21 protein-coding genes are annotated in these 20,928 nt (G+C 58.5%); 19 read left to right on the top strand and 2 right to left on the bottom strand.

Annotation, left to right across the window (positions count from 1 at the left end):
* The first annotated feature begins 118 nt into the window (after positions 1-118).
* The 3 genes from ACTNA2_RS04835 to ACTNA2_RS04825 all read left to right on the top strand — a co-directional run bounded on the left by ACTNA2_RS04835 (position 119) and on the right by ACTNA2_RS04825 (position 3,464).
* A complete protein-coding gene (locus tag ACTNA2_RS04835) occupies positions 119-1,261 on the top strand; it encodes a PDDEXK nuclease domain-containing protein (RefSeq protein WP_441048764.1) in 1,143 nt (380 codons plus the stop codon).
* Positions 1,262-1,464: 203 nt separating this feature from the next.
* Positions 1,465-1,713 carry a pilus assembly protein HicB gene (locus tag ACTNA2_RS04830; RefSeq protein ID WP_099432424.1) on the top strand — a complete coding sequence of 83 codons (249 nt, stop codon included), beginning with the start codon at positions 1,465-1,467 and terminating at the stop codon, positions 1,711-1,713.
* Between the two features lie 362 nt (positions 1,714-2,075).
* The gene (locus tag ACTNA2_RS04825; RefSeq protein WP_161155933.1) at positions 2,076-3,464 is read left to right on the top strand and encodes a glycoside hydrolase family 1 protein; all 1,389 of its coding nucleotides are present in this window, start codon (positions 2,076-2,078) and stop codon (positions 3,462-3,464) included.
* 20 nt (positions 3,465-3,484) lie between these two features.
* On the opposite strand, the gene ACTNA2_RS04820 is transcribed toward ACTNA2_RS04825, so the two are convergent.
* On the bottom strand, positions 3,485-4,306 hold the full coding sequence (locus tag ACTNA2_RS04820) for a MurR/RpiR family transcriptional regulator (RefSeq protein WP_441048763.1): 822 nt from the start codon (positions 4,304-4,306) through the stop codon (positions 3,485-3,487).
* Between the two features lie 288 nt (positions 4,307-4,594).
* Here ACTNA2_RS04820 and ACTNA2_RS04815 point away from each other — a divergent pair, with 288 nt between their 5' ends.
* The 9 genes from ACTNA2_RS04815 (at position 4,595) to ACTNA2_RS04775 (ending at position 12,682) form a co-directional block, all read left to right on the top strand.
* Positions 4,595-5,362, top strand: a complete 768-nt coding sequence (locus ACTNA2_RS04815; RefSeq protein ID WP_441048762.1) for a ChbG/HpnK family deacetylase — start codon at positions 4,595-4,597, stop codon at positions 5,360-5,362.
* A 154-nt stretch (positions 5,363-5,516) separates the two neighbouring features.
* Positions 5,517-6,809, top strand: a complete 1,293-nt coding sequence (locus ACTNA2_RS04810; RefSeq protein ID WP_441048761.1) for a PTS sugar transporter subunit IIC — start codon at positions 5,517-5,519, stop codon at positions 6,807-6,809.
* Between the two features lie 48 nt (positions 6,810-6,857).
* A complete protein-coding gene (locus ACTNA2_RS04805; RefSeq protein ID WP_089572594.1) occupies positions 6,858-7,154 on the top strand; it encodes a PTS sugar transporter subunit IIB in 297 nt (98 codons plus the stop codon).
* A 2-nt stretch (positions 7,155-7,156) separates the two neighbouring features.
* On the top strand, positions 7,157-7,498 hold the full coding sequence (locus ACTNA2_RS04800) for a PTS lactose/cellobiose transporter subunit IIA (RefSeq protein ID WP_089572593.1): 342 nt from the start codon (positions 7,157-7,159) through the stop codon (positions 7,496-7,498).
* 85 nt (positions 7,499-7,583) lie between these two features.
* A complete protein-coding gene (locus ACTNA2_RS04795) occupies positions 7,584-9,071 on the top strand; it encodes a glycoside hydrolase family 1 protein (protein ID WP_441048760.1) in 1,488 nt (495 codons plus the stop codon).
* A gap of 24 nt (positions 9,072-9,095) precedes the next feature.
* Complete coding sequence (locus ACTNA2_RS04790) at positions 9,096-10,004, top strand: ROK family protein (RefSeq protein ID WP_089572591.1); 909 nt, start codon at positions 9,096-9,098, stop codon at positions 10,002-10,004.
* Positions 10,005-10,617: 613 nt separating this feature from the next.
* Positions 10,618-11,082, top strand: coding sequence for a 5-(carboxyamino)imidazole ribonucleotide mutase (purE, locus tag ACTNA2_RS04785; RefSeq protein WP_441048759.1), 465 nt, complete (start codon positions 10,618-10,620; stop codon positions 11,080-11,082).
* A gap of 36 nt (positions 11,083-11,118) precedes the next feature.
* Entirely contained in the window at positions 11,119-12,123 is a 1,005-nt protein-coding gene (locus tag ACTNA2_RS04780) for a class B sortase (protein ID WP_441048758.1), read from the top strand.
* 142 nt (positions 12,124-12,265) lie between these two features.
* Positions 12,266-12,682: a molybdenum cofactor biosynthesis protein MoaE gene (locus ACTNA2_RS04775; RefSeq protein WP_441048757.1), complete on the top strand. Its 417-nt coding sequence runs from the start codon at positions 12,266-12,268 to the stop codon at positions 12,680-12,682.
* Positions 12,683-12,788: 106 nt separating this feature from the next.
* Here the strand turns inward: ACTNA2_RS04775 and ACTNA2_RS04770 are convergent, their stop codons facing one another.
* The gene (locus ACTNA2_RS04770; RefSeq protein WP_441048756.1) at positions 12,789-14,018 is read right to left on the bottom strand and encodes a putative ABC transporter permease; all 1,230 of its coding nucleotides are present in this window, start codon (positions 14,016-14,018) and stop codon (positions 12,789-12,791) included.
* Between the two features lie 297 nt (positions 14,019-14,315).
* Between ACTNA2_RS04770 and ACTNA2_RS04765 the strand changes: the two genes are divergently transcribed.
* From ACTNA2_RS04765 to ACTNA2_RS04735, 7 genes are all read left to right on the top strand, one after another.
* Positions 14,316-15,986, top strand: coding sequence for an amidophosphoribosyltransferase (locus ACTNA2_RS04765; RefSeq protein WP_441048755.1), 1,671 nt, complete (start codon positions 14,316-14,318; stop codon positions 15,984-15,986).
* A 156-nt stretch (positions 15,987-16,142) separates the two neighbouring features.
* Positions 16,143-17,246, top strand: a complete 1,104-nt coding sequence (gene purM, locus ACTNA2_RS04760; RefSeq protein WP_441048754.1) for a phosphoribosylformylglycinamidine cyclo-ligase — start codon at positions 16,143-16,145, stop codon at positions 17,244-17,246.
* Positions 17,236-17,943, top strand: coding sequence for a phosphoribosylglycinamide formyltransferase (gene purN / locus ACTNA2_RS04755; protein WP_441048753.1), 708 nt, complete (start codon positions 17,236-17,238; stop codon positions 17,941-17,943). Before purM ends, purN begins: the two co-directional genes overlap by 11 nt.
* A 233-nt stretch (positions 17,944-18,176) precedes the next feature.
* Positions 18,177-18,521, top strand: coding sequence for a type II toxin-antitoxin system RelB/DinJ family antitoxin (locus ACTNA2_RS04750; RefSeq protein ID WP_441048752.1), 345 nt, complete (start codon positions 18,177-18,179; stop codon positions 18,519-18,521).
* Positions 18,518-18,985: a PIN domain-containing protein gene (locus ACTNA2_RS04745; RefSeq protein WP_441048751.1), complete on the top strand. Its 468-nt coding sequence runs from the start codon at positions 18,518-18,520 to the stop codon at positions 18,983-18,985. The genes ACTNA2_RS04750 and ACTNA2_RS04745 overlap by 4 nt, the downstream gene beginning before the upstream one ends.
* A gap of 65 nt (positions 18,986-19,050) precedes the next feature.
* Positions 19,051-19,518, top strand: coding sequence for a PTS sugar transporter subunit IIA (locus ACTNA2_RS04740; protein ID WP_427793748.1), 468 nt, complete (start codon positions 19,051-19,053; stop codon positions 19,516-19,518).
* Positions 19,519-19,697: 179 nt separating this feature from the next.
* A complete protein-coding gene (locus ACTNA2_RS04735; RefSeq protein WP_441048750.1) occupies positions 19,698-20,921 on the top strand; it encodes a peptidylprolyl isomerase in 1,224 nt (407 codons plus the stop codon).
* The last annotated feature ends 7 nt before the right edge of the window (positions 20,922-20,928 follow it).

The following is a 20,928-nucleotide window of genomic DNA, read 5'->3' as shown; positions in this document are numbered from 1 at the left end:
ATCTCCCAAACGAGGCGAAGCAGAAAACGCCTCTATGGTACGCGCAATTTTGTGTCCGCACGCGTTGATAGCATAGAACGCGTCATGGAACACAAGTTCGTAAGAAGAGGAGGACGCCATGATGTCAGAGATTACGGGCTATCGTGAGGAAGTTCAGACCATCAAGACGGCGATATTGCGTGCGCAGTATGCTGCGGCGAAGAGCGCCAACGCTCAGCAGCTGCAGCTCTATTTCGCCGTGGGAGGCTACGTCTCCGCCAACACGCGCAATGGCACGTGGGGAACCAACGCGCTCAAAACCATCAGCGAACAATTGCGGAAGGAGCTGCCAGGACTCAGGGGTTTCTCCACAACAAGTCTCAAATATATGCGAATCTTCTTTGAAGCTTGGTCTGCTCCGGGCGATGAACAGGCGTTTCTCGATTCGTCACTCGTGAGTGACGAATCTTCAGACGGTGGCCTTCTGCAAATTCGTCACTTGCAAGTGCCGAATTCAAACACATGTTCTCTCGATGATTTTTTAGCGATTGGGTTTACCCATCATCGGTATATCCTTGCAGGTGCTAAGACCCTTGACGAGCGGCTCTTCTACATTCACAAGTGCGCATTTGAGCACTTAAGTGTGGAGGCGCTCAAACGCTCGCTGAAGGCGGACGACTTTCATCATCAAGGAGAGGTCTCCAACAACTTCCTCTCAACGCTGCCAAAGGGTCAGCAGGCGCTGCGCGCTATCGCCACGTTCAAGGACGAGTATCTGCTCGACTTTATCAATGTTGAGGAACTCGGGGTGCGCGATGCGGAGGATGTCGACGAGCGCGTGTTAGAGCAAGGCATCGTGCAGAATATCAAGCAGTTCATCATGACGTTCGGTCGAGCCTTCGCGTTTGTGGGAAACCAGTACCATCTCGACGCCTTTGGCATCGATCAGTACGTCGACCTCCTGTTCTTCAACCGCGACCTCAACTGTTTAGTTGCAGTCGAGCTCAAGAGCGGCCCCTTCAAGCCGGCCTATCTCGGCCAGCTCTCTGGCTATCTACGCATCCTGGACGACTTTGAGCGTCGCGAGCACGAGAATCCCTCCATAGGCCTTGTGCTTTGCAAAGACATGGACAAGGGATTTGTTGACTATGTGATCCAAGACTTCACAAAACCCATGGGTGTGGCCACCTATAAGACGTCGAAGGATATGCCACGAAAGTTGCTCGATGCTCTGCCGCCCATCGATGACTTACGGATGTTGCTGGAGAGGTCTGATGGGTAGCGGTAGGAATTGTTCGGTGTTAGAAGCTTATTTCGCTTATGGCCTTGAGCTTTGCCGATGAGCATGGGGTGGGGAACGTATCAAGGAAGAGTTTGTCATGCAATGAGTATGACAAACTCTGCCTGGAGGAGAGGATACTTCCATGGCAATTGTCCACCGCAATGCTCTCAAGCATGGTTTGTCTGAGAGGGAGGTTCTAGATAATGACTGAGTACAAACTAGCTGATGGATCGGTCCTGACAGACGAAGACATCGAGCGCGAGAGCGTAGAGTTTGAGCAAGAGACTTGGACGGGTCGTCTTGAGCGCATCCATGTCAGGCCTGGCGTTGTTGCTGATGAGCCGCTTGTTGCAGTTACCGTGCGCTTTCCGGCATCCATGGTGGTGGCAATCGACCGAAAGACGGGGGATCGATCCGATTTTATTCGGCGGGCCGTTTTCCCTGCGCTGTAGTAACGTTGCGTCTCCTAAATCGACCTTGGTTTCGTCGAGGAGGTAGATCTTGAGGATGAGGTGTCCTGCTTCGGTGAACCCGTTCTCGAAGACGGGCAGCGCGCGCGACACGGACTACCGCGACCTCCTGACCTTCCGCGACGGGGAGTAGCGGCTTGGCGGTGTGCGGCGCCGGCACGTGACGGTGGCGGGCATGAGGCTTGGCCTTCGCGACGGCATGTTCTTTAGAGTTTGCGGTGCATGATGGCACGGCCGTTTTCAAATCGTGAAACATTGCCCGGGAATGAGTAACAGGCTTTGGTTCGTACATCCGTTATAACGGGAGTTGCAAGAAGTGACATCCGTGACGAGAGGTTGAACTCATGACTCAGCACCGGTTTCCCGAAGGTTTCCTCTGGGGTGCTTCCACCAGCGCTTTTCAGGTTGAGGGTGGGTATGATGAAGGAGGCAAAGGTCCGGCAACCACCGATCGCGGCCCGGGGCGTCCCGGCATCGCCGATAACAAGATCGCCTCGGACCACTATCATCACTGGCGTGAGGATGTCGACCTCATGGCCGAGCTCGGCATCAAGGTCTACCGGATGGGTTTCGCTTGGAGCCGCATCATGCCCGATGCCTCGGGGGATCCCAATCCTGAGGGCTTGGCGTTTTATGACCAGCTGATTGACTACCTGCTGGAGCGAGGGATCGAGCCCTTGGTCACCCTGTATCACTTCGAATGTCCGAGTGCGTTGGTCGAGGCCTTCGGCGGCTGGAAGAGCCGTAAGATGATCGACTTCTATGTGCGCTATGCCGAAATCTGCTTCACGCACTTCAAGGGGCGCGTCAAGCGCTGGGTTACCGTGAATGAACAGCTAATTGCGACCTCCGCGCCCAGCAACACGGGTGACACCGAAACCGATCCGCGCCAACGGCAGAAGAACGCCTACCAGATGAGCTATCATGTCGCTCTTGCCGAGCATCGCGCCATCGCGTGCCTGCGACAGATCGACCCCGATGCGCAGATCGGCCCCGTTGTCGCCATGCAGGTGGTCAACCCGCGGACGAGCGCTTCGGCGGATGTGCTTGCGGCCATGAACGCCGAGGAGATGATGCAGAACTACCTGCTCGACCTGAGTGTGCGCGGCGACATCTCGCCTTATGCGCGCTATTACCTGGAGCGCGAAGGTTTCTACCCTGTTGTTGAGTGCGGGGACCACGACATCCTGGTCGCGACGAGGCCCGATTTTCTTGGGGTGAACTACTATTTCAGCAATTGTGCGCATGAGCGCACGGAGCCCATCCGCTTCGACCGGTTCCCTCCGTGGTCGGGCGGGGATTTCGAACTCTGCGATAACCCTGCGATCGCGCCGACCGAGTGGATGTCGAACGGCATCGACCCCCTTGGGCTTCGCGTGGGCATGCGCAAGCTCTACGATCGCTACCAGCTTCCGATGATCGTCACGGAGAACGGCATGGCGCTTTCCGAGTCACTTGACGAGGAGAACAGGGTGCATGATGCCGTGCGCATCGAATACCTTTCACGACATTTGGGCGAGGTCGAGGAGCTCATTCGCGAAGGCTATCCCGTCTTCGGCTACTGCGTTTGGAGCCTCATGGATCTATGCTCAAGTCATCAGGGGTTCACTAAGCGCTACGGCCTTCTGTATGTCGATCGCACGGAAACCGATGCGAAGCAATGCGCTCGTTTCAGGAAGGACAGCTTCTTCTGGTATCAGGACGTGATTAGAGAAAACGGCTTGCCCTGCTGAGCGTCGGTGGTCCGACGAGATTACTCGCCAGTACCGGAATCGGCTCCATAACGCCTCAGGTATTCCATGACTATCAAGTCGATGGCGGCAAGCGCACCGAACTTGCCCGTGTCGATGTTGTTGGTCACTCCGCAGTTCAGTATGCAGGAGGCATGGTTCCAGTAGGCGCTTGAGGTGTTTTGTGTGATGGCGAGAAGACGACAGCCGGAGGCGGCGAGTGCGTTGACGATTTCTGGATAACGAATGGGGTATGTTCCCCCTATGCTGCAAATGATGGCGAGGCTGGATTTGGTGAGCGATTGCGCGCAGGCGAGCTGCGATGAATAATCGAGGTAAAGCTCGATGGGGCGGTTCATGATGGTGAGCCTGCTTTGGAAGTAGCGGCCCACGTCCCAGAGGAAGTGGTGGGAGAAGAACGCGACATGCCCGCTGTCGTGCAAATCATCGACAATGGCGGGCAGTTTCGCGATGTTTGCCGCCGAGATGGTCGTTTCGATATTGAGCAGGATCGCCTCCCGGTAGGATGCCAGAGCGCCTTCCGTGTCATTTGACAGCTGTTCTACAAAGGCATGTGGAAACAACCCGGTTTTGAGGACGTCATGTTCAAGCTGGTTGCGCAGGTCCTTGAAATCAGCGAAACCCATAAACCGGCAGAATCGCGACACTGAAGCCTTCGAGACGAAGCACATGTCGGCGATTTCTCCAATCGAGAGCTCGCTCAGCTTGCTGTAGTTTTTCACCAGCGTGGTCGCTATCTCGTAGTTGGTGTCGTGCTGCATTGCAGTGTCGATGTAGTCAAGCAACCGTTCGGCAACCGATCCCATCGAGATGGATTTTTCCATGATGGCTGTCCCCTTTATGTTCAGTGGCCCGAATAAGAGGGCCTCATTTGACCAAACTATAGCTCAAACATGCCGGTATTCCTGCGGAGTTTCACGTTATGAAACTCGCGTAGCCATCTCGCAACCTTGTGGCACAGCATGTAACCGATTTTGGATATAGCCGGCGTCATACTTAATGCAAGAAGAGACGACGAAGCTTGCCGCCCCGCCGGAACACGGCATCGGCTCTACACAGGGCATCGCTTCGTTGCTTTGCCGCTCGACGAGATATCGGTTGAGGAGGATCGGATGAAGCGGTTATTGCTGCGCGCCGACGATTTAGGTTACAGCGACGGTGTTAATTGCGGGATAGCGGCCGCGGTCCAAGCGGGGCTCATTCGCTCGGTGGGCGTCATGACCAACATGCCGCTTGCAGAAAGCGGTTTGGCGCGCCTGCAAATCAAGGATCTCTGCTTGGGTCAGCACACCAATATCTGCACGGGTAGGCCCCTCAGCGATTCCGCGCTCATCTCGAGCATCGTTGACGATGATGGCAATTTCAAGCGGAGCTCAGCATATCGCGCCGCCGCGCGGGCTGGGGAGGACTTCGTGGTGCTTGACGAGGTCATTATCGAAATCGAGGCGCAGTATCGGCGATTCCTTGAGCTCGTCGGGCGTGAGCCCGATTACTTCGAGGGACATGCGGTCGCAAGCCCCATGTTCTTCCGCGGCCTTGAGATCGTTGCCGAGCGTCACGGCCTGCCCTATTTCGCGATGGGTGCTCCGGGCGAGCCAGTCACCTTTCGCTCGACGCCGGTGCTTTCCTATGTTCCCAAGGATTTCTCGTCATATGAAGCGGATCCCTTTGCGGCGCTTCGAGAGGCGCTTGAAACGACACCGGAAGGGATATGCCGTCTCATGGTGTTTCACCCAGGTTATATCGACGCGTACTTGCGAGATAACTCGACCATGCTCGAGGCCCGCATCCGGGAAGCCGCGATGCTTGTCGACCCTGATGTCGCCGCATGGCTTGCAGAGCAGGACGTGGGGCTCGTGACGTACGCGGACCTGACGTAAGCGTCCGCTGGGGCAATCTCGCCAATTCACGTTGAATGGCGTACTGCCTGAAGCACGTCGTTGTGATTTTGAAGAGAGGTGGATGCGCTATCTAGAGGGGAAGATGCCGCACACGGGCATCGATAGAGTTCACTGCAAAGATTGGAGCTGAAACATGGCGGTATTCGACAAGATCCAAAACATAATGGATAAGACAATCGCACCTGTGGCAAGCAAGGTTGCTGACAGCAAGATGCTCGACGCCCTCATGGGCGGCATGATGTGCACGCTGCCCATGACCCTTGGCGTCTCGGTTATCGCGATTCTCATCAACTTCCCCATTCCGGGGTTCTCCGATTGGGTGGTTTCGAGCGGTCTCATGGCGACCGGCAACTCCATCCTCACCGTTACCATGAACATGATGGGTATATACATCTCCTTCTTCATCGGTTTGAGGTGGGGTAAGGTATGCGGCCTTAGCGGTTATACCGGTGGCATCGTGAGCGGCGCGGTGTTTTTGGCATTCATGCCGCAGCAATCGTTCGAGGATATTCCCATGGCGAGTTTCATCAACACGTCGTACATGGGATCGAACGGCGTCTTCGTCGCCATTCTGCTTGGCCTGATCGTGCCGAAGGTGACAGCCATTTTGATGAGCAAGCTTGAAATCAAGCTCCCCGATATGGTTCCGCCCATGGTTGCAGACTCGCTGTCGCCGATGTTTGCCGCCATCGTGCTATTCACTGCGGTGTGGTTCGCCAAGTGGGGTCTTTCTTTCACCCCGTGGGGCAACCTGTTCGATATGATCAACACCTTGATCGGCACGCCGGTCACGATGGTCGGTGCCTCTCCTTTGGCCTATATCATCGTGTGCTCGCTGCAGTCGATCTTCTGGTTCTTCGGTGTCCACCCCAACGTGATGCTCAACTTCTACGCTCCGGTAATCATGGCTTGCAGCGCTGCTAACACCGAGGCCATCATCGCGGGCGAGGCACTGCCCTATGGCGCTTGGGCCGTCGTCGCGCTCGGCACCGCCATCGGTGGCCAGGCTAACGCCCTGGGCATCAGCATCTCGCTGCTCTTCACCAAGTCCGAGCGCTTCAAGGCGATTCGCGGCATCGCGCTTGTTCCGTCGCTTTTCAATATCTCCGAGCCGCTCATGTTCGGTCTGCCGGTCGTGCTGAATCCCACGTACTTCATCCCGTTCGTGCTGAACATCCCGGTCTGCGCCATCGTGGTCCAGGCGCTTTACGCCTTCGGTCTTGGGGCTGCGTTCAATCCCACGATTCAGCTTCCCTGGGTGCTTCCCCAGCCGGTCATCGCATTCATGCAGGGCGGCATCGGGTGCCTGGTGATCTCGGTTGCGGTTTTGGCGGTGTCGGTGCTCATGTATACCCCCTTCACCCTTATGGCTGATCGCCAGGCGTTGCGAGAGGAGCAGGCCGCTCTCGAGGAATCGGCCGCATAGGGATTTTCATATTCACACCATCATTTTCCATGAGGTTGGGAGCGTAGGATGAAACATATCGTACTTATGTGCGCCGCGGGCGCTTCGACGAGCATGCTGGTACAGCGCATGCAACAGGCGGCTGAAAAAGACGGTTTCGTGTGCACCATCGAGGCGCACCCTGTCAACCAAGCGGCGGAATATGCGGATAGCGACGTTATCCTGCTGGGACCGCAGGTTCGCTTTGAACTCAACAAGGTGAAGAATCAAGTGAACTGTCCGGTGGAGCCGATTGATATGACAGCGTATGGGACAATGAACGGCGAGGCCGTGCTCAAACAGGCTCGAAAGTTGCTGGGGGCATAGCCATGTCAGAGATCAAACAAGAAGCGATCGATCAGTTTGAAATGACGTGCTTCTCTATCGTCGCTCAGGTGGGGAGCGCGCGCAGCTGCTACCTCGAAGCGATAACCTGTGCCGAGAATGGTGATTTTGAGGCCGCCCGGAAACTTATCGACGAGGGCAACGTGGTGTTCAACGCAGGCCACGACGCTCACATGAAACTGCTTCAGCAAGAGGCCAGCGGCGAGGAGCTGCCGTTTCGCATCATCTTGCTGCATGCGGAGGATCAGCTCATGAGCGCTGAGGGCTTCCGTATCCTTGCCGAGCGCTTCATCACGGTCTATCAACGCATGGGTGCAAGCGCCTAACTGATTATCTGACGGGAAGCCGGGACTGCCATGCAGCCCGTCTTCCCGTTTCATGAAGATGTTTTCACGATCGAGGAGGTACCCAATGGCATTTCCGGAAGGTTTCCTGTGGGGTGGCGCCACCGCCGCCAACCAGTATGAGGGCGGCTGGGAAGAGGGCGGCAAAGGACCGAACACCTCGGACGCCATGACCAGCGGTAGCCATACGGTGTCACGGCAGATAACGTGGCGTAATACCGCGACAGGGGAAACCGGCGCGCTTCCCGTGTATGCGGTTTGCGAGAAGGGACTTCCTGAAGGGCTGGAGGTGGCGGTGGTTGATGGCTACTACTATCCCAGCCACACGGCCACCGACTTCTACCACCACTACGCCGAGGACATCGCCCTCATGGGCGAGATGGGCTTCAAGTGCTTCCGCCTGTCCATGAACTGGGCGCGCATCTTCCCCACGGGCGAGGAGGCTGAGCCCAACACCGAGGGTCTAGCGTTCTACGACGCCGTGTTTGACGAGTGCGCTAAGTACGGCATCGAACCGCTCGTGACGCTCTCGCACTACGAGACCCCGCTCGCGCTCGTGAACAAGTACGGCGGTTGGAAGAGCCGCGAGCTCATCGACCTGTTCGTGCGCTACGCCACCTGCGTCATGAAGCACTATCAGGGCAAGGTGAAGTACTGGCTCACCTTCAACGAGATCAACATGATGAGCATGGGGAGCTTCATGGCGGGCGGGCTTACGGATGGGAGCCCCCATGCGAAGGCCCAGGCGGCGCACAACCAGTTCGTGGCGTCTGCCCTTACGGTTCGGTCGGCGCACCAAATCTCCCCTAAGATCATGGTGGGTCAGATGCTCGCGTACAACCCCATCTACTCCTATTCCGCCGACCCCGCCGATCATCTGCTCGCCATGGAACGCGAGCGTGACGCGCTGTGGTATGCCGACGTGCAGGTGGGCGGCCACTATCCCGCCTATCGCTTGAGGGAGATGGAGCGCGCGGGCATCAAGCTGGAAATGGGCGAGAACGACCTCGAGCTTCTCGCAACCTATCCGGCAGATTTCCTGTCGTTCTCGTGCTACGGAGGCTCGACGGTATCGTTGCGCCAGAAGGAGCTCGAGGTCGCGTCCGGCAATCTCGCTTTCGGCATGGTGAAAAACCCCTACCTCGAGACCAACGCCTGGGGCTGGGCGACCGATCCGTACTGCCTGCGCATCGCCTTGAACGAGCTCTACGACCGCTATCACAAGCCGCTTTGGATCGTGGAGAACGGTATCGGCTGGAGCGACGAGGTGAAGGCCGACGGCTCCATCCATGACGGCTACCGCATCGACTACCTGCGCAAGAACATCCAGAGCATGGAGGATGCCGTGGAACTCGACGGCGTGGACCTCATGGGCTACACCATGTGGGGCTGCATCGACCTGGTCAGCGCCGGCACGGGCGAGATGCGCAAGCGCTACGGCTTCGTCTACGTCGACCGCGACGACGAGGGCAAGGGCACGCTCGCGCGCAGCCGCAAGGACAGCTTCTATTGGTACAAGAAGGTCATCGAGAGCAACGGCGAGGACCTAGACTAACCCTATGGGACAGGGGATAAGATTATGGACTGCTATTTCGGTATAGATGCGGGCGGCACTCAGGTGAAATGGGCGGTGGTGAACGCCGACTACCACATTGAGGAGCACGGAAGTATCCCAACATGCACCTCGCCCGCCGACCAGGTTATCGAAACGTTCCGCTCGGTGATCGAGCCCCATCGCGCCCGGGTGAGGGGTGTGGGAATAAGTATGCCCGGAGTCTTTTCCGAAGGCGATTCCGATGGCGTGGTTGGGGGAGGCGGCGCCCTTCACTGTTTGGACGGATATCCGCTCGGTCGCATCTTGCGCGAGAGCACGGGGCTTCCCGTAACCATCGAGAACGATGCGATGTGCGCGGCACTGGGAGAATATGCCGTCGGCGCGCTGAAGGGGGTCTCCCTGGGGTTGATGGTGGTGATCGGTACGGGTCTCGGCGGTGCCATCGTTGTTGACGGTCACATCTTGCGAGGCGCGCACAATCTCGCCGGCACCGTGTGCTTTGTGAGCAACGATGTGCGCAAGCCCGTGACCTTTGGGTCGGTGTACGGTGATGTCACCAGCTGGCGGGCGCTCCGAGACCAGGTGTGTGCGGCGAAGGGGATTGATCCGACCGATGATATCGACGGATATCGGATTTTCTCCTGGATTGAAGAGGGGGATGAGGACGCTCGTCGCGGTCTGGATGCATACGCGTTGGTCTTCGACAACATGCTGATGGGGTTGCAGTCGGTCATCGACCCTGAGGTCATCGTGGTCGGCGGCGGAATCAGCGCCCGTCCCGAGCTGTTTGAGGCATTTGAGCGCATGATGGATCAGGCTCACGTTCTTCCCATCATACCGAGGCCCTGCATCAAGCCAGCACAGAACGGCAACGATGCCAATTTGCTTGGCGCTGTGCGCACGCTGCGCCGCTCGCTTGGCGAGTGCGATTGATTGGCGGCTGGGGGCCCGACTCGCGGCCTCCTGTCCTAAAAAAAGAGTATGGGCTCCTTCGTTCATTCGAACGAAGGAGCCCACGTTTTGTAAGGGGCCTCCTGGCGAATTTTCATTCGCCAGGAGGCCTTTTGCTGTTGATCGAGAATGTCGCTGGACAGTTAGTTCAGATACGTATTTTTCAGAGGGTGTGTAAAGGCCGACCTGAGCCCGATTGGGCTGAATTTGACTTTCTGAACCGGTGGAGACGCTCATATAAGGGGGAGAAAGGTTGTCATGGGGCTCAAAGTGACTTCAAACCACTCTATTAGCGCTAAGAAGCACGGCCAAAAAATACGTATCTGAACTAACTGTCCACAACCCTCCGCAACCCTTTCATTCCAACCCAAATCAGCCAACGTACGTCATGGCAATCCCCGGTAGGTCGAAGCTGCTCTGCGGCGGCCCGGTGTTTTCATCTTCGCTCCGGTTGCTACGCAAAGTCGTTCAGATGAAAACACCGGGCCGCCGCAGAGCACCAACAGACCGCAGGGACGGGAGCAGCTATACTACTCTCAGTAGTTAAGGGTCGCGGATTGGCCGCGTCACCGCTCTCAACAGGAGGTCTTTGTTTATGGCAGATCAAAAGCCGGTTGTCGGGATCATCATGGGTTCCAAGTCCGATCTGGGCGTTATGGAAGGCTGCACCGCCGAGCTCGAGGCGCTCGGTGTGCCCTATGAGCTCGTGATTGCCAGCGCGCATCGTACGCCGGCGAAGGTCCACGAGTGGGCTTCGACTGCCGCCGGCCGTGGCATCAAGGTGATTATCGCCGCAGCCGGCAAGGCCGCGCATCTGGGCGGTGTCGTGGCTGCCTTTACGCCGCTGCCGGTTATCGGCGTGCCTATGAAGACGAGTGATCTGGGCGGCATGGATTCGCTCCTGTCGATGGTGCAGATGCCTTCGGGCGTGCCTGTGGCATGCGTTGCCATCAACGGCGCCAAGAACGCCGCCATCTACGCCACGCAGATTCTGGGTGCTTGCGATCCCGAGTATCGCGCAATTATCGAGAAGATGAAGCAGGAGATGGCTGACGCTTAAGCGGCTTGCCGTTCCGTTGTAATCATAGGGAGAGTCATGTCCGACTATCAGGGAAAACGTTTCTCGGCTTCTCAGATCCCCGATCCATCCAAGTCGGGATCGGCCCGCTCCATGCAGCAGGGTCGGGCATCCTCTCCTCAACAGGCTCGTGCGCCGCGCCCCGTAACGCCGACGTCCCATCGCCGTCAGGATACGCCGGCTGCGTTTCGCCCCTCGTCATATGGCACGGCAAAGAAGCAGGCCCGGTCGACGAGGCAACCGAGCGGCGCTCCGTCCAGCTACACCGAGCCGCCGCGTAAGAAGCGCCGCTCCATCATCCCCATTCTGCTCATCATCGTGGGCATCGGTCTGATCGTTGCCGCTGCCGCCATCTTTATCAATGCACAGATTGGCTACAAGCAGGCGAGCGATTCGTACCAAAAGATCGAGAAGCAGTACGTGAGCGATAAGGATGCGAGCGGCGTGCCGATTGTCGATTTTGACGCTCTTGCTAAGGCAAATCCCGAGATCGTGGGATGGATTTATGTGCCGGATACCAACATCAACTATCCCGTGGTGCAGGCCAAGGACAACTCTAAATACCTCAACACGCTGTTTGACGGTACGTCCAATGCATCGGGTGCGATTTTCTTGGACTTCGAAGATGTCGCGCCGGGCATGGTGGACCAGCAGACGACAATCTACGGCCACCATATGAACGACGGATCGATGTTTAATGTGATCTCGGACACCACCGACCAGGCGACGTTCGACAGCATCGAGTACGTGTACTACATCACGCGCGATGACACGTATAAGCTGAGACCGCTGGCGACCAAGGTGGTTGAGGATACGTACTCCAAGGCGCGCGCGACCAACTTTGAGGGCGACGACGGGCTGACGAATTATCTGTCCGAGATGCTTGACGGTGCCTCTGCCGTGGCGAGCGATGCCACCGATCGTGCCGCTTCGGCAACTAAGGTCGTAACACTTGTGACCTGCCGCTCACTGTCATTTAGCAATACGCGCGCCGTCATGGTACTCACGCCGGTCGAGGAATAAGCGGTTCGAGAGTAGCTAATTTGGGACGGGGCTCTTTTAGCTACCCCGGGTATGCAGAATGATTTTGCTGGGTTAGGTGACTGGGGTAGCTAAAAGAGCCCCGTCCCAAATTAGCTACTCGACGACGGAAAAAGGGGAAGCGATGCTTGAAAGTGGCAAATTGATGCCTTCGGTCGATGTGTGGCTGCGCGAAGCCAAGGCCGACGCTTCGGCGCCGGCGTGTGGCATGTACCTGACGCACAATGGCGTGGTGCGTGCGACACCCAAGTCCGAGGCGCGCGGTGTCGAGACCGATGGCGTGGCGCCGGGCCACAAGGTGGGCGGCATGGTGTTTGGCTTCGATGCCGAAAAGGTGCAGGCCGCTATCGAGTCAACGCGCACGATGCCGGGTATCGGCTATGTGCGCGTATGGCTGGCGAGCGGCGAGCTTGCCGTGGGCGACGATATCATGCTCGTGCTCATTGGCGGAGACATTCGCCCGCATGTGGTCGATGCCCTGCAGGCGCTCGTCGGCACTATCAAGAACGAGTGCGTGAGCGAGGTCGAGCGCGAAGCGTAACGCCTAGCCGGCAACCCGTGTACGTCTATAGCAAAAGCCCGCTGGCAGTTCAGGTAAATCTGCCAGCGGGCTTTGGTGTGTTGGGGCTGTTTTGTGCCGGCGCTCGCTACACGCGTGTGGCGTCCTTGGGGCTCATGGTCATGCTCTGGAAGCGATTTTCCATATACTCGTTATCGAAGTACTTTCCGTAGAACTGCGCAACGGGAATATCGCTGGCCGTGCCGTTGACACGCTGGTACCAGTAGTCGAGCGATTGCAGCGTCATGACGCCGTCGACCAGCATGATGATGGTAAAGATGACGGTGGCTGAGTAGCGATTCTTCCAGGGAATCATGTTAATGAGCTTGAGCAATCTGGGCAGCAGCAGCTTGATCCAGATGAGTCCGCCCAGACCCCACAGGCAGGCGAAGCCCGTGCAGGTGCGACCGCCCGTAAGCACGGCGAGCGGATCGGGCATGCCAAAGAGCTTCATGTGCGAGTAGTTCCACGAGACCACACCGAACGAGGTCTGCATAAACCAGCCCACAAAGACCTCAAAGCTTGCGCCAAGCAGGGCGCTCACCAAAAAGATAATGATGGGGTTCTTTTTGTAGAAGCGGTTGAGCACCATGGTCATGAGTACGGCGCCAAATCCGTAGATGGGGCTGAAGGGGCCAAATAGCATGCCGGCGCGGTTCTGGTAGACGCCTGGATCGTCGACCGTCATGTGCCAGATGTCCTCCAGGATCAGACCGAGCACGCAGCAGACAAAGAATACCCAGAACAGGTTGAAGTAGTTGAGCTTGATGTAGCCCTCGCCGGTCTCATCGCGGCCGAGCATACCCTCGGCGGCGGCGTCGCGATCGAGCATCTCCTGCAAGCGGCGCTGCAGTTCGCGCTCCTGACGAAGTGTTGGGTCAACAGTGGCCGAAAGCGCGACGAGGATGCCGAGCTGGATGGCGGGGCGCAGCAAGAACGGCCCGATACCCTGGAGCATCACGTCGACCAAAAGCTCAACGACGGTAAGTGCGATAAGGATATAGGACAGGCGCGCGGCGTTGCGGCGCTGGTTCTTGATGAGGTCCAGGCCAAAGATGATCAAGATGACCGCGCTCGCCGCCGAGAGCATGATGCCGGCGACGATAAGGCCGACCGCGACGAGCGTGTTGTCGCCGAGCTTGGCGGCGGCGTTGCCGTTGATGAGCGCGGTGATGACCCGCCACATAAAGGCGCCGACCGAAGGGAGCGTGCCTACGCCGGACAGGATGCACAGGACGGCGTACACCTTAATGATGAGGGGAATCTTCTTGACCTCCGTGGCGCTGGGGACGCTGGGGTCGAGTTCGTTTCGATCCATACGGAACCTTTCTCGTTTTGTTGTAGGTTACAAGGATACGCCGCCGACCTGCTAAAAGACAGGACGAATGGCCCAATTGCAGCAATGTAAGCCCTAACGGTGGGCGAGACGCGTCGCGACGGAAACATACGGGACCGTTGGCCCCGAGGGCGGGTTGCCCGATAAAATGTTTGGCCGCAAAACGGATTATAAGCTCGGTGGGCTTTTAAAAACCGCTGTTCATGCGCGGGAGTGCTTGTCTTGCCGTGCGTATAATAGGGCAGGTAACGCCAAATAACGAGGCTCTGAGGGGATGCCATGTCTCAAGAAACCATCCGCGCGGCCGAGCGTGCTACGGGACGGCTGACGACCATGTCGACGTATGATCCGGACTCCGACCAGCTGCATGAGGAATGCGGCATCTTTGGTGTGTGGGCACCCGATCGCGACGTGGCTCGACTGACGTACTTTGGTCTGCGTGCGCTGCAGCATCGCGGCCAGGAATCGGCGGGAATCGCCGTGGGCGATGGCGGCACGGTTATGGTTCGCAAAGACCTGGGACTGCTCGATCGCGTGTTCTCCAACGCCGACCTGTCGACGCTCTCCGGCCAGTTGGCTGTGGGCCACGTGCGCTATGGCACCGCCGGCGCCAAGAGCTGGGAAGCCTCGCAGCCGCATCTTTCCACCATCAACAGCGTCATCATCGCGCTTGCGCACAACGGCACCCTGGTTAACACTGACGAGCTGCGCCGCCAGCTGATCGAGCTCGGCGTGCCGTTCCTCTCCAATTCGGATTCCGAGGTCGCGACCAAGCTCATTGGCTACTTTACCCAGTGTACGGGCCACCTGCGCGAGGGCATTCGCAAGACCATGGAGCTCGTGCGCGGCGGCTACGCCATGACGCTCATCAACGAGCAGGCACTCTACGCTTTCCGCGACCCGCATGGCATTCGTCCGCTGGTGCTGGGCAAGCTCGTGGACGAGGGCCTGGACCAGGCCGACGCCGCATCCGTTTCGCAGCTACCGTCGCAAGACGACGCCGCGAGGGTCGACGCTGCCGCTCATGTCACGCGCGCTGGCGGCTGGGTCGTTGCCTCCGAGACATGTGCACTCGATATCGTGGGCGCCGAGTATGTCCGTGATGTCCGTCCCGGCGAGATCTTGCGCATCAGTGCCGAGGGCCTGGTATCCGAGCAGGGTGTGCCCGCTGCCAAAGAGCCCGCTAACTGCATCTTTGAGCAGGTCTACTTTGCCCGCCCCGACTCCATCATGAATGGCAAGAGCGTCTACGCCTGCCGTTACGACATGGGTCGTCAGCTGGCACACGAGGAGCCCGTCGATGCCGACCTGGTCATCGGCGTGCCCGACTCCGGTCTGCCGCCTGCGGAGGGTTATTCGCGCGAGAGCGGCATTCCCTTTGGCGAGGGCCTCATCAAGAATCGCTATGTGGGCCGTACGTTTATCGAGCCCACGCAGGAGCTGCGTGCCATGGGCGTGCGCATGAAGCTCAATCCACTGCGCGACAATATCGAGGGCAAGCGCCTGGTCGTCATCGACGACTCCATCGTTCGCGGCACCACCATGGTGCAGCTCGTCAAGATGCTGCGCAACGCCGGCGCCAAGGAGATTCACATCCGCATCAACTCGCCCGAGGTCATCTGGCCGTGCTTCTACGGCATCGATACCGACGTGCAGTCGCAGCTCATCAGCGCTAACAAGACGGTCGATGAGATCTGCGAGTACATTGGCGCCGATTCGCTGGCCTTCCTTTCGGTCGAGGGCCTGCTGAAGGTCATGCCCAAGGGCGGCTACTGCGATGCGTGCTTTACCGGCCGTTATCCCGTGGCGATTCCCGAGAGTTTTGGCCGCGACAAGTTTATGGAGGGCTTTAAGCCCCGCAACCTGGATAAGCCGCTGCACTTTGGCGACGACGCCGTGGTCGAGAAATACGATGACCGCAGCTGGGAAGAGAAGCACGGCGAGGCCTAAAACCTGCCATTTAGGGACAGGTTCATTTTGGTAGGTTTTACCTGCTGTTTTGTTGATTTGGCGGCGCGTGTTGTTACCGTGTGCGCCAACTTGAGGGCAACTATGAGCACTGTTTGGCGTCTGTGTGTCAAACGGTAGTGGGAGAGGAAGGCTCAGATGAGCGACAGCAAGCATGTGACGTATGAGGATGCCGGCGTCGATACCGCCGAGGGCGGCCGCGCCGTCGACGCTATTAAGCAAATGGTTAAGGATACCAACCGTCCCGAGGTTATCGGCGGCATCGGTGGCTTTGGCGGCCTGTTCTCGGCCGCCGCGCTTAAGGATATGGAAGACCCGATCCTGATCAGCGGTACCGACGGCGTGGGCACCAAGCTCGTCCTCGCCCAGATCATGGACCGCCACGAGACGGTGGGCCAGGACCTGGTCGCCATGTGCGTCAACGACATTTTGGCTTCGGGCGCCGAGCCGCTGTTCTTTTTGGACTATGTTGCCATCGGCCACATCGAGGCCGAGCACATGGCAAAGATCATCAAGGGCGTGGCCGATGGCTGCAAGCTCGCGGGCTGCGCGCTCGTGGGCGGCGAGATGGCCGAGCACCCGGGCGTCATGGCTCCCGCCGACTACGACCTCGCCGGCTTTACCGTGGGTGTCGTCGACCGTCCCAAGATGCTCGACCCCGCCAACGTCCGCCCCGGCGACGTGATTCTGGGCCTTCCCTCCACCGGCGTGCACTCCAACGGCTACTCGCTCGTGCGTAAGGTCATCGGTGTTGACGGCATCAAGCCTGGTACGCCCGAGGCCGCCGCTAAGGCCGAGGAGCTGAGCCGTCCGCTCGAGGAGCTCGGCGGCGCATCACTGGCAGACGCTCTGCTGGCCCCCACGCGCATCTACGTCAAGCCGATTCTTGAGCTGCTCCGCGGCGGCGCTCCGGTGCACGCCATCGCCCATATCACCGGCGGCGGCATCACCGAGAACCTTAACCGTGCGCTGGCCGAGGACGTCGACGCCGTGGTCACCCGCAATGGTGCCGAGATGGGCTGGGACATTCCGCCCGTCATCACCTATGTTTCGCACCAGGCCGAGCTTACGCCCAACGAGGCGTGCAAGACCTTCAACATGGGCGTCGGCCTGTGCCTGATTGTCGCTCCCGAAGATGAGGCCGCGGTAACCGATGCCCTGGTCGCGCTGGGCGAGAAGCCGTTCCGCGTGGGCGAATGCGTCGAGGGCTCCGGTAAGGTCGTGTACTCCGATGAGCGCTAACGAGCAGATGGCTGCCGCCGAGGGCTTGGACTTTGTGCCCTACACCCGTCCGACCGGCACCGATACCACCGAGCCGCTCAAGATCGGCGTGCTCATCAGCGGTTCGGGCACCAACCTACAGGCGTTGATCGACCTGATCGCCGCCGGCAAGCTCAATGCTTCGATCGAGCTCGTGGTGTCGAGCCGTCCTTCGGCCAAGGGCCTGCAGCGTGCAGAGCGTGCGGGTATCCAGACGCTGACGCTCTCCAAGGATGTCTACGCCGACCCTATCGTCGCCGACGAGATTATTGCGCACGAGCTTCTCGAGCGCGGCTGCGAGTATGTGGTCATGGCTGGCTACATGCGAATGGTGCATACGCCGCTGCTGGCGGCGTTCCCCAACCGCGTTGTCAATCTGCATCCGGCGCTGCTGCCGAGCTTTACCGGTGCGCATGCGATCGACGATGCCTTTACGCGCGGCGTCAAGGTGACCGGTGTGACCGTGCATTTTGCCAACGAGATCTACGACAACGGTCCCATCATCGCCCAGCGCGCGCTGGCTGTTGAGGAAGGCTGGGATGTCGACACACTCGAGGAGCACATTCACGCGATCGAGCACGTGCTGTATCCCGAAGTCGTGCAGATGCTCGCTGACGGCCGCGTCCACGTGTTGGAGAGCGGCAAGGTGGCGATTGACCCGGCGCGCCATCGTGCGTAAAAGGATTCGCTTGGTCCTCATTGCGACGTAAACTATCAAAAAGCTGATTGGGGCATATGGAATCACATGTGCCCCAATCAGCTTAATATCTCTTTGATTTTGGGCTCTGGATAACGTGACGGGCACCATTCCCATTCCAAGAAATCCGATAGGGCCTCGTCCGTGTGTGGGCGGGGCCCTTTTGCGCGGCCTTTTATGTTTGCTATACTGCTAGCAAGTAGAGAGGAGCCGCTATGGGTGCAGCAACGGTGCAGCTCAACACACGAATCGATCCTATGCTCAAGGCTGGTGGCGATGCGGTCCTGACACGCAATGGATTGGGGCCGAGCGATGCCGTTCGTGCGCTTTGGGCCTATCTTGTCGAGCATCAAGCGTTGCCGGGATTTATGGTGACGGATAAGCGCGAGGCGCCCCGCGCGGAGAGCCTGGCTGAGCAGGGGTGTGGCCTAGCTTTTTCATCGCTGGGGCTAAATGCTTCGGATTTTGCGCCAGTTGGATCATCTGCGGAAGACTGGGATGCCGTACGAGATGATATGTATGACGCGATGATTGCCGACATTGAGGCGAATTGCCGATGATTGAGGCAAAGCATCTCTTGGTGGATACGAACGTTTGGCTCGATTATTACCTGCAAGAGGGGGCGTTCGACGAAGCGAAGAGATTGGTTGAACTGGCCGAGGCAGGAATGATTGACCTTCTGTATGCCCCAACGACGGCAAAGGATGTGTTCTATATTTTGCCCCGGCGACTAGCCCGGCGGAATGCGAATGGGATTAACGTGTCGTTTACCTCGGCGTCATGGGCCTGCATTGAGCACATGATGCAGGTGGCACCCGCCTCTCCGCTTTCGTTGGCAGAGTGCGAGATGGCGCGCATGCTTGGCAAACGCATGCCGGATCTTGAAGACAACCTCATCATCGCTTCGGGCGAGACGGCAGATGTTGACTACGTGGTCACGAGCGACCGGCGCATGCTGGAGGCGATGCCCGAGGTGTGCTTGACGCCTGCCCGCGCACTCGAGATGATTGGGATCCTCGGCTAACCTTGCCTGTCTGGTTTCGCTATCATATGGGGCATTGTGAACCTCATGCAGCTTTGGAGGACGGTATGGCGGATAACGCCGAGATGCTATTCGCGCCTGAGCTGGTGTTTTTTGATTGGGAGTGCGCGACGCCGGATGAGGTGTTTGCGCGACTCGAGGGCGAGCTTGCTCCGCGCGGCTACATTGCGTCCGGTTGGCTCGATGCCGTCCGTACGCGCGAGGACATCTATCCCACGGGCCTCGCCATGCCGGCGGCCAATATTGCCATTCCGCATACCGATCCGGGGTTTGTGGCTAAGCCCTATATCGCGGTGATGAAGCCCTCCGCGCCCGTGACGTTCAATGCTATGGCGGGCATGGGTGCCCCCGTGCCGGCGCAGATCATCATCAATCTGGGTATTGCCGAGCCGGGCGGCCAGGTCGAGGCTCTGCAAGCGCTTATGAATATCTTTATGGATGCTGACGCCGCAGCCGACGTGCTCGGCCAGACTTCGTCCCAGGGCATGGTCGACGCCATCCGCCGCCACTTCTAGGGCCGGCATTTGGGGACTGTCCCTAACTGCCGGCAGAAAAGGAACGTCCCTAGCTGTCGGAGCTGTCCCCTTTGCACCAAAATGGTGCAGATTGACCTGTCTCCCATGCACCAGGTGTGCCGCGGGGTTGCGTTGTGACACAATGACGTTTGTTCGATTCGTGATGCGAAAGGCCAACTATGGCAAACAAGAAAAAGAACCCCGGGGTCGCGCCGACGTCCGAGCAACGGTCCCGCGCCGCCTCCAGCTCTCGCAGGAAGCAGCGCAAGACCTATGTGTCCAAGACCGTCAAGATCGTCCTGGTGGTTATCGGCGTGCTGGCGATGCTGCTTTCCGTCTCGGCGATGGCGTGCTCCGGTTTGATGTCGCAGACCGAGAACAATAACTCGGGTTACAAACTGACCGGCGGCGTGGCTGCTACTATCAACGGCACCAACCTCACCGAGGACACCGTAACCAAGCAGATCATGAGCATGCGCACGTCCTACGGCTATACCAAGGACAAGGATTGGGCGCAGTACCTGGTCAATAACGACCTGACGCCCAAGAAGTACCGCAAACAGCTCATCGATTCCTATACGCAGCAGATTCTGCTCCAGCAGGCGCAGAAGGAGAACGGCGTGACGGTTTCGGACGAGGAAGTAGAGAAGGCTTGGGAGGACGCCTGCAAGAGCGCGGGCGGCGCCAAGACCTTTAAGGAGACCCTTAAGACCTACGGCTATACCGAGGACACCTACAAGGACTCGCTCAAGGAGAGCCTGGCGCAGCAGAAGCTTAAGGATGCCGTTGCTCCCACCAGCAAGCCCAAGGACAGCGAGATTGTCGATTACATTAACGAGAACCTGTCTAACTACAACGATGTCCGCCGCTCGTCGAACATCCTGATCAAGGTTGATTCCGACGCTTCCGACGAGGACAAGGCCGCCGCCAAGGCCAAGGCGCAGGAGTGCCTGGATAAGATCAACTCCGGCGAGCTGAGCTTTGAGGATGCCGTGAAGCAGTATTCCGACGACACCGGTTCCAAGGAGAAGAAGGGTGACGTGGGCTGGGATAAGCTCACCACCTTTGTCGACAGCTACCAGACGGCGCTCGAGGGCCTTAACAAGGGCGATGTGAGCGACGTGGTCGAGTCGACGTATGGCTACCACATCATCAAGTGCACCGACTACTTCCATGTCGATGGCCAGGTCGATGACATCAATCAGGTGCCCAAGGCTATTAAGAAGTACGTTTCCAATGTGGTGAAGACCCAGGCATCGGGCACGGCATACAACGAGTGGCTGGAGAAGTACACGAAGGATGCCGACATTACCGTCAACCCCATGCCCAAGGACGTGCCCTATAACGTGAGCCTGAAGGGCGTCACCAAGAGCTCGACCGACGATTCGTCGACGACTGAGTAATCAAGGG

Origin of the sequence: Collinsella sp. HCP28S3_E9 (assembly GCF_052065455.1) — a bacterium.
GTDB lineage: Bacteria > Actinomycetota > Coriobacteriia > Coriobacteriales > Coriobacteriaceae > Collinsella.
This window is presented reverse-complemented; position numbering and strand designations above follow the sequence as displayed.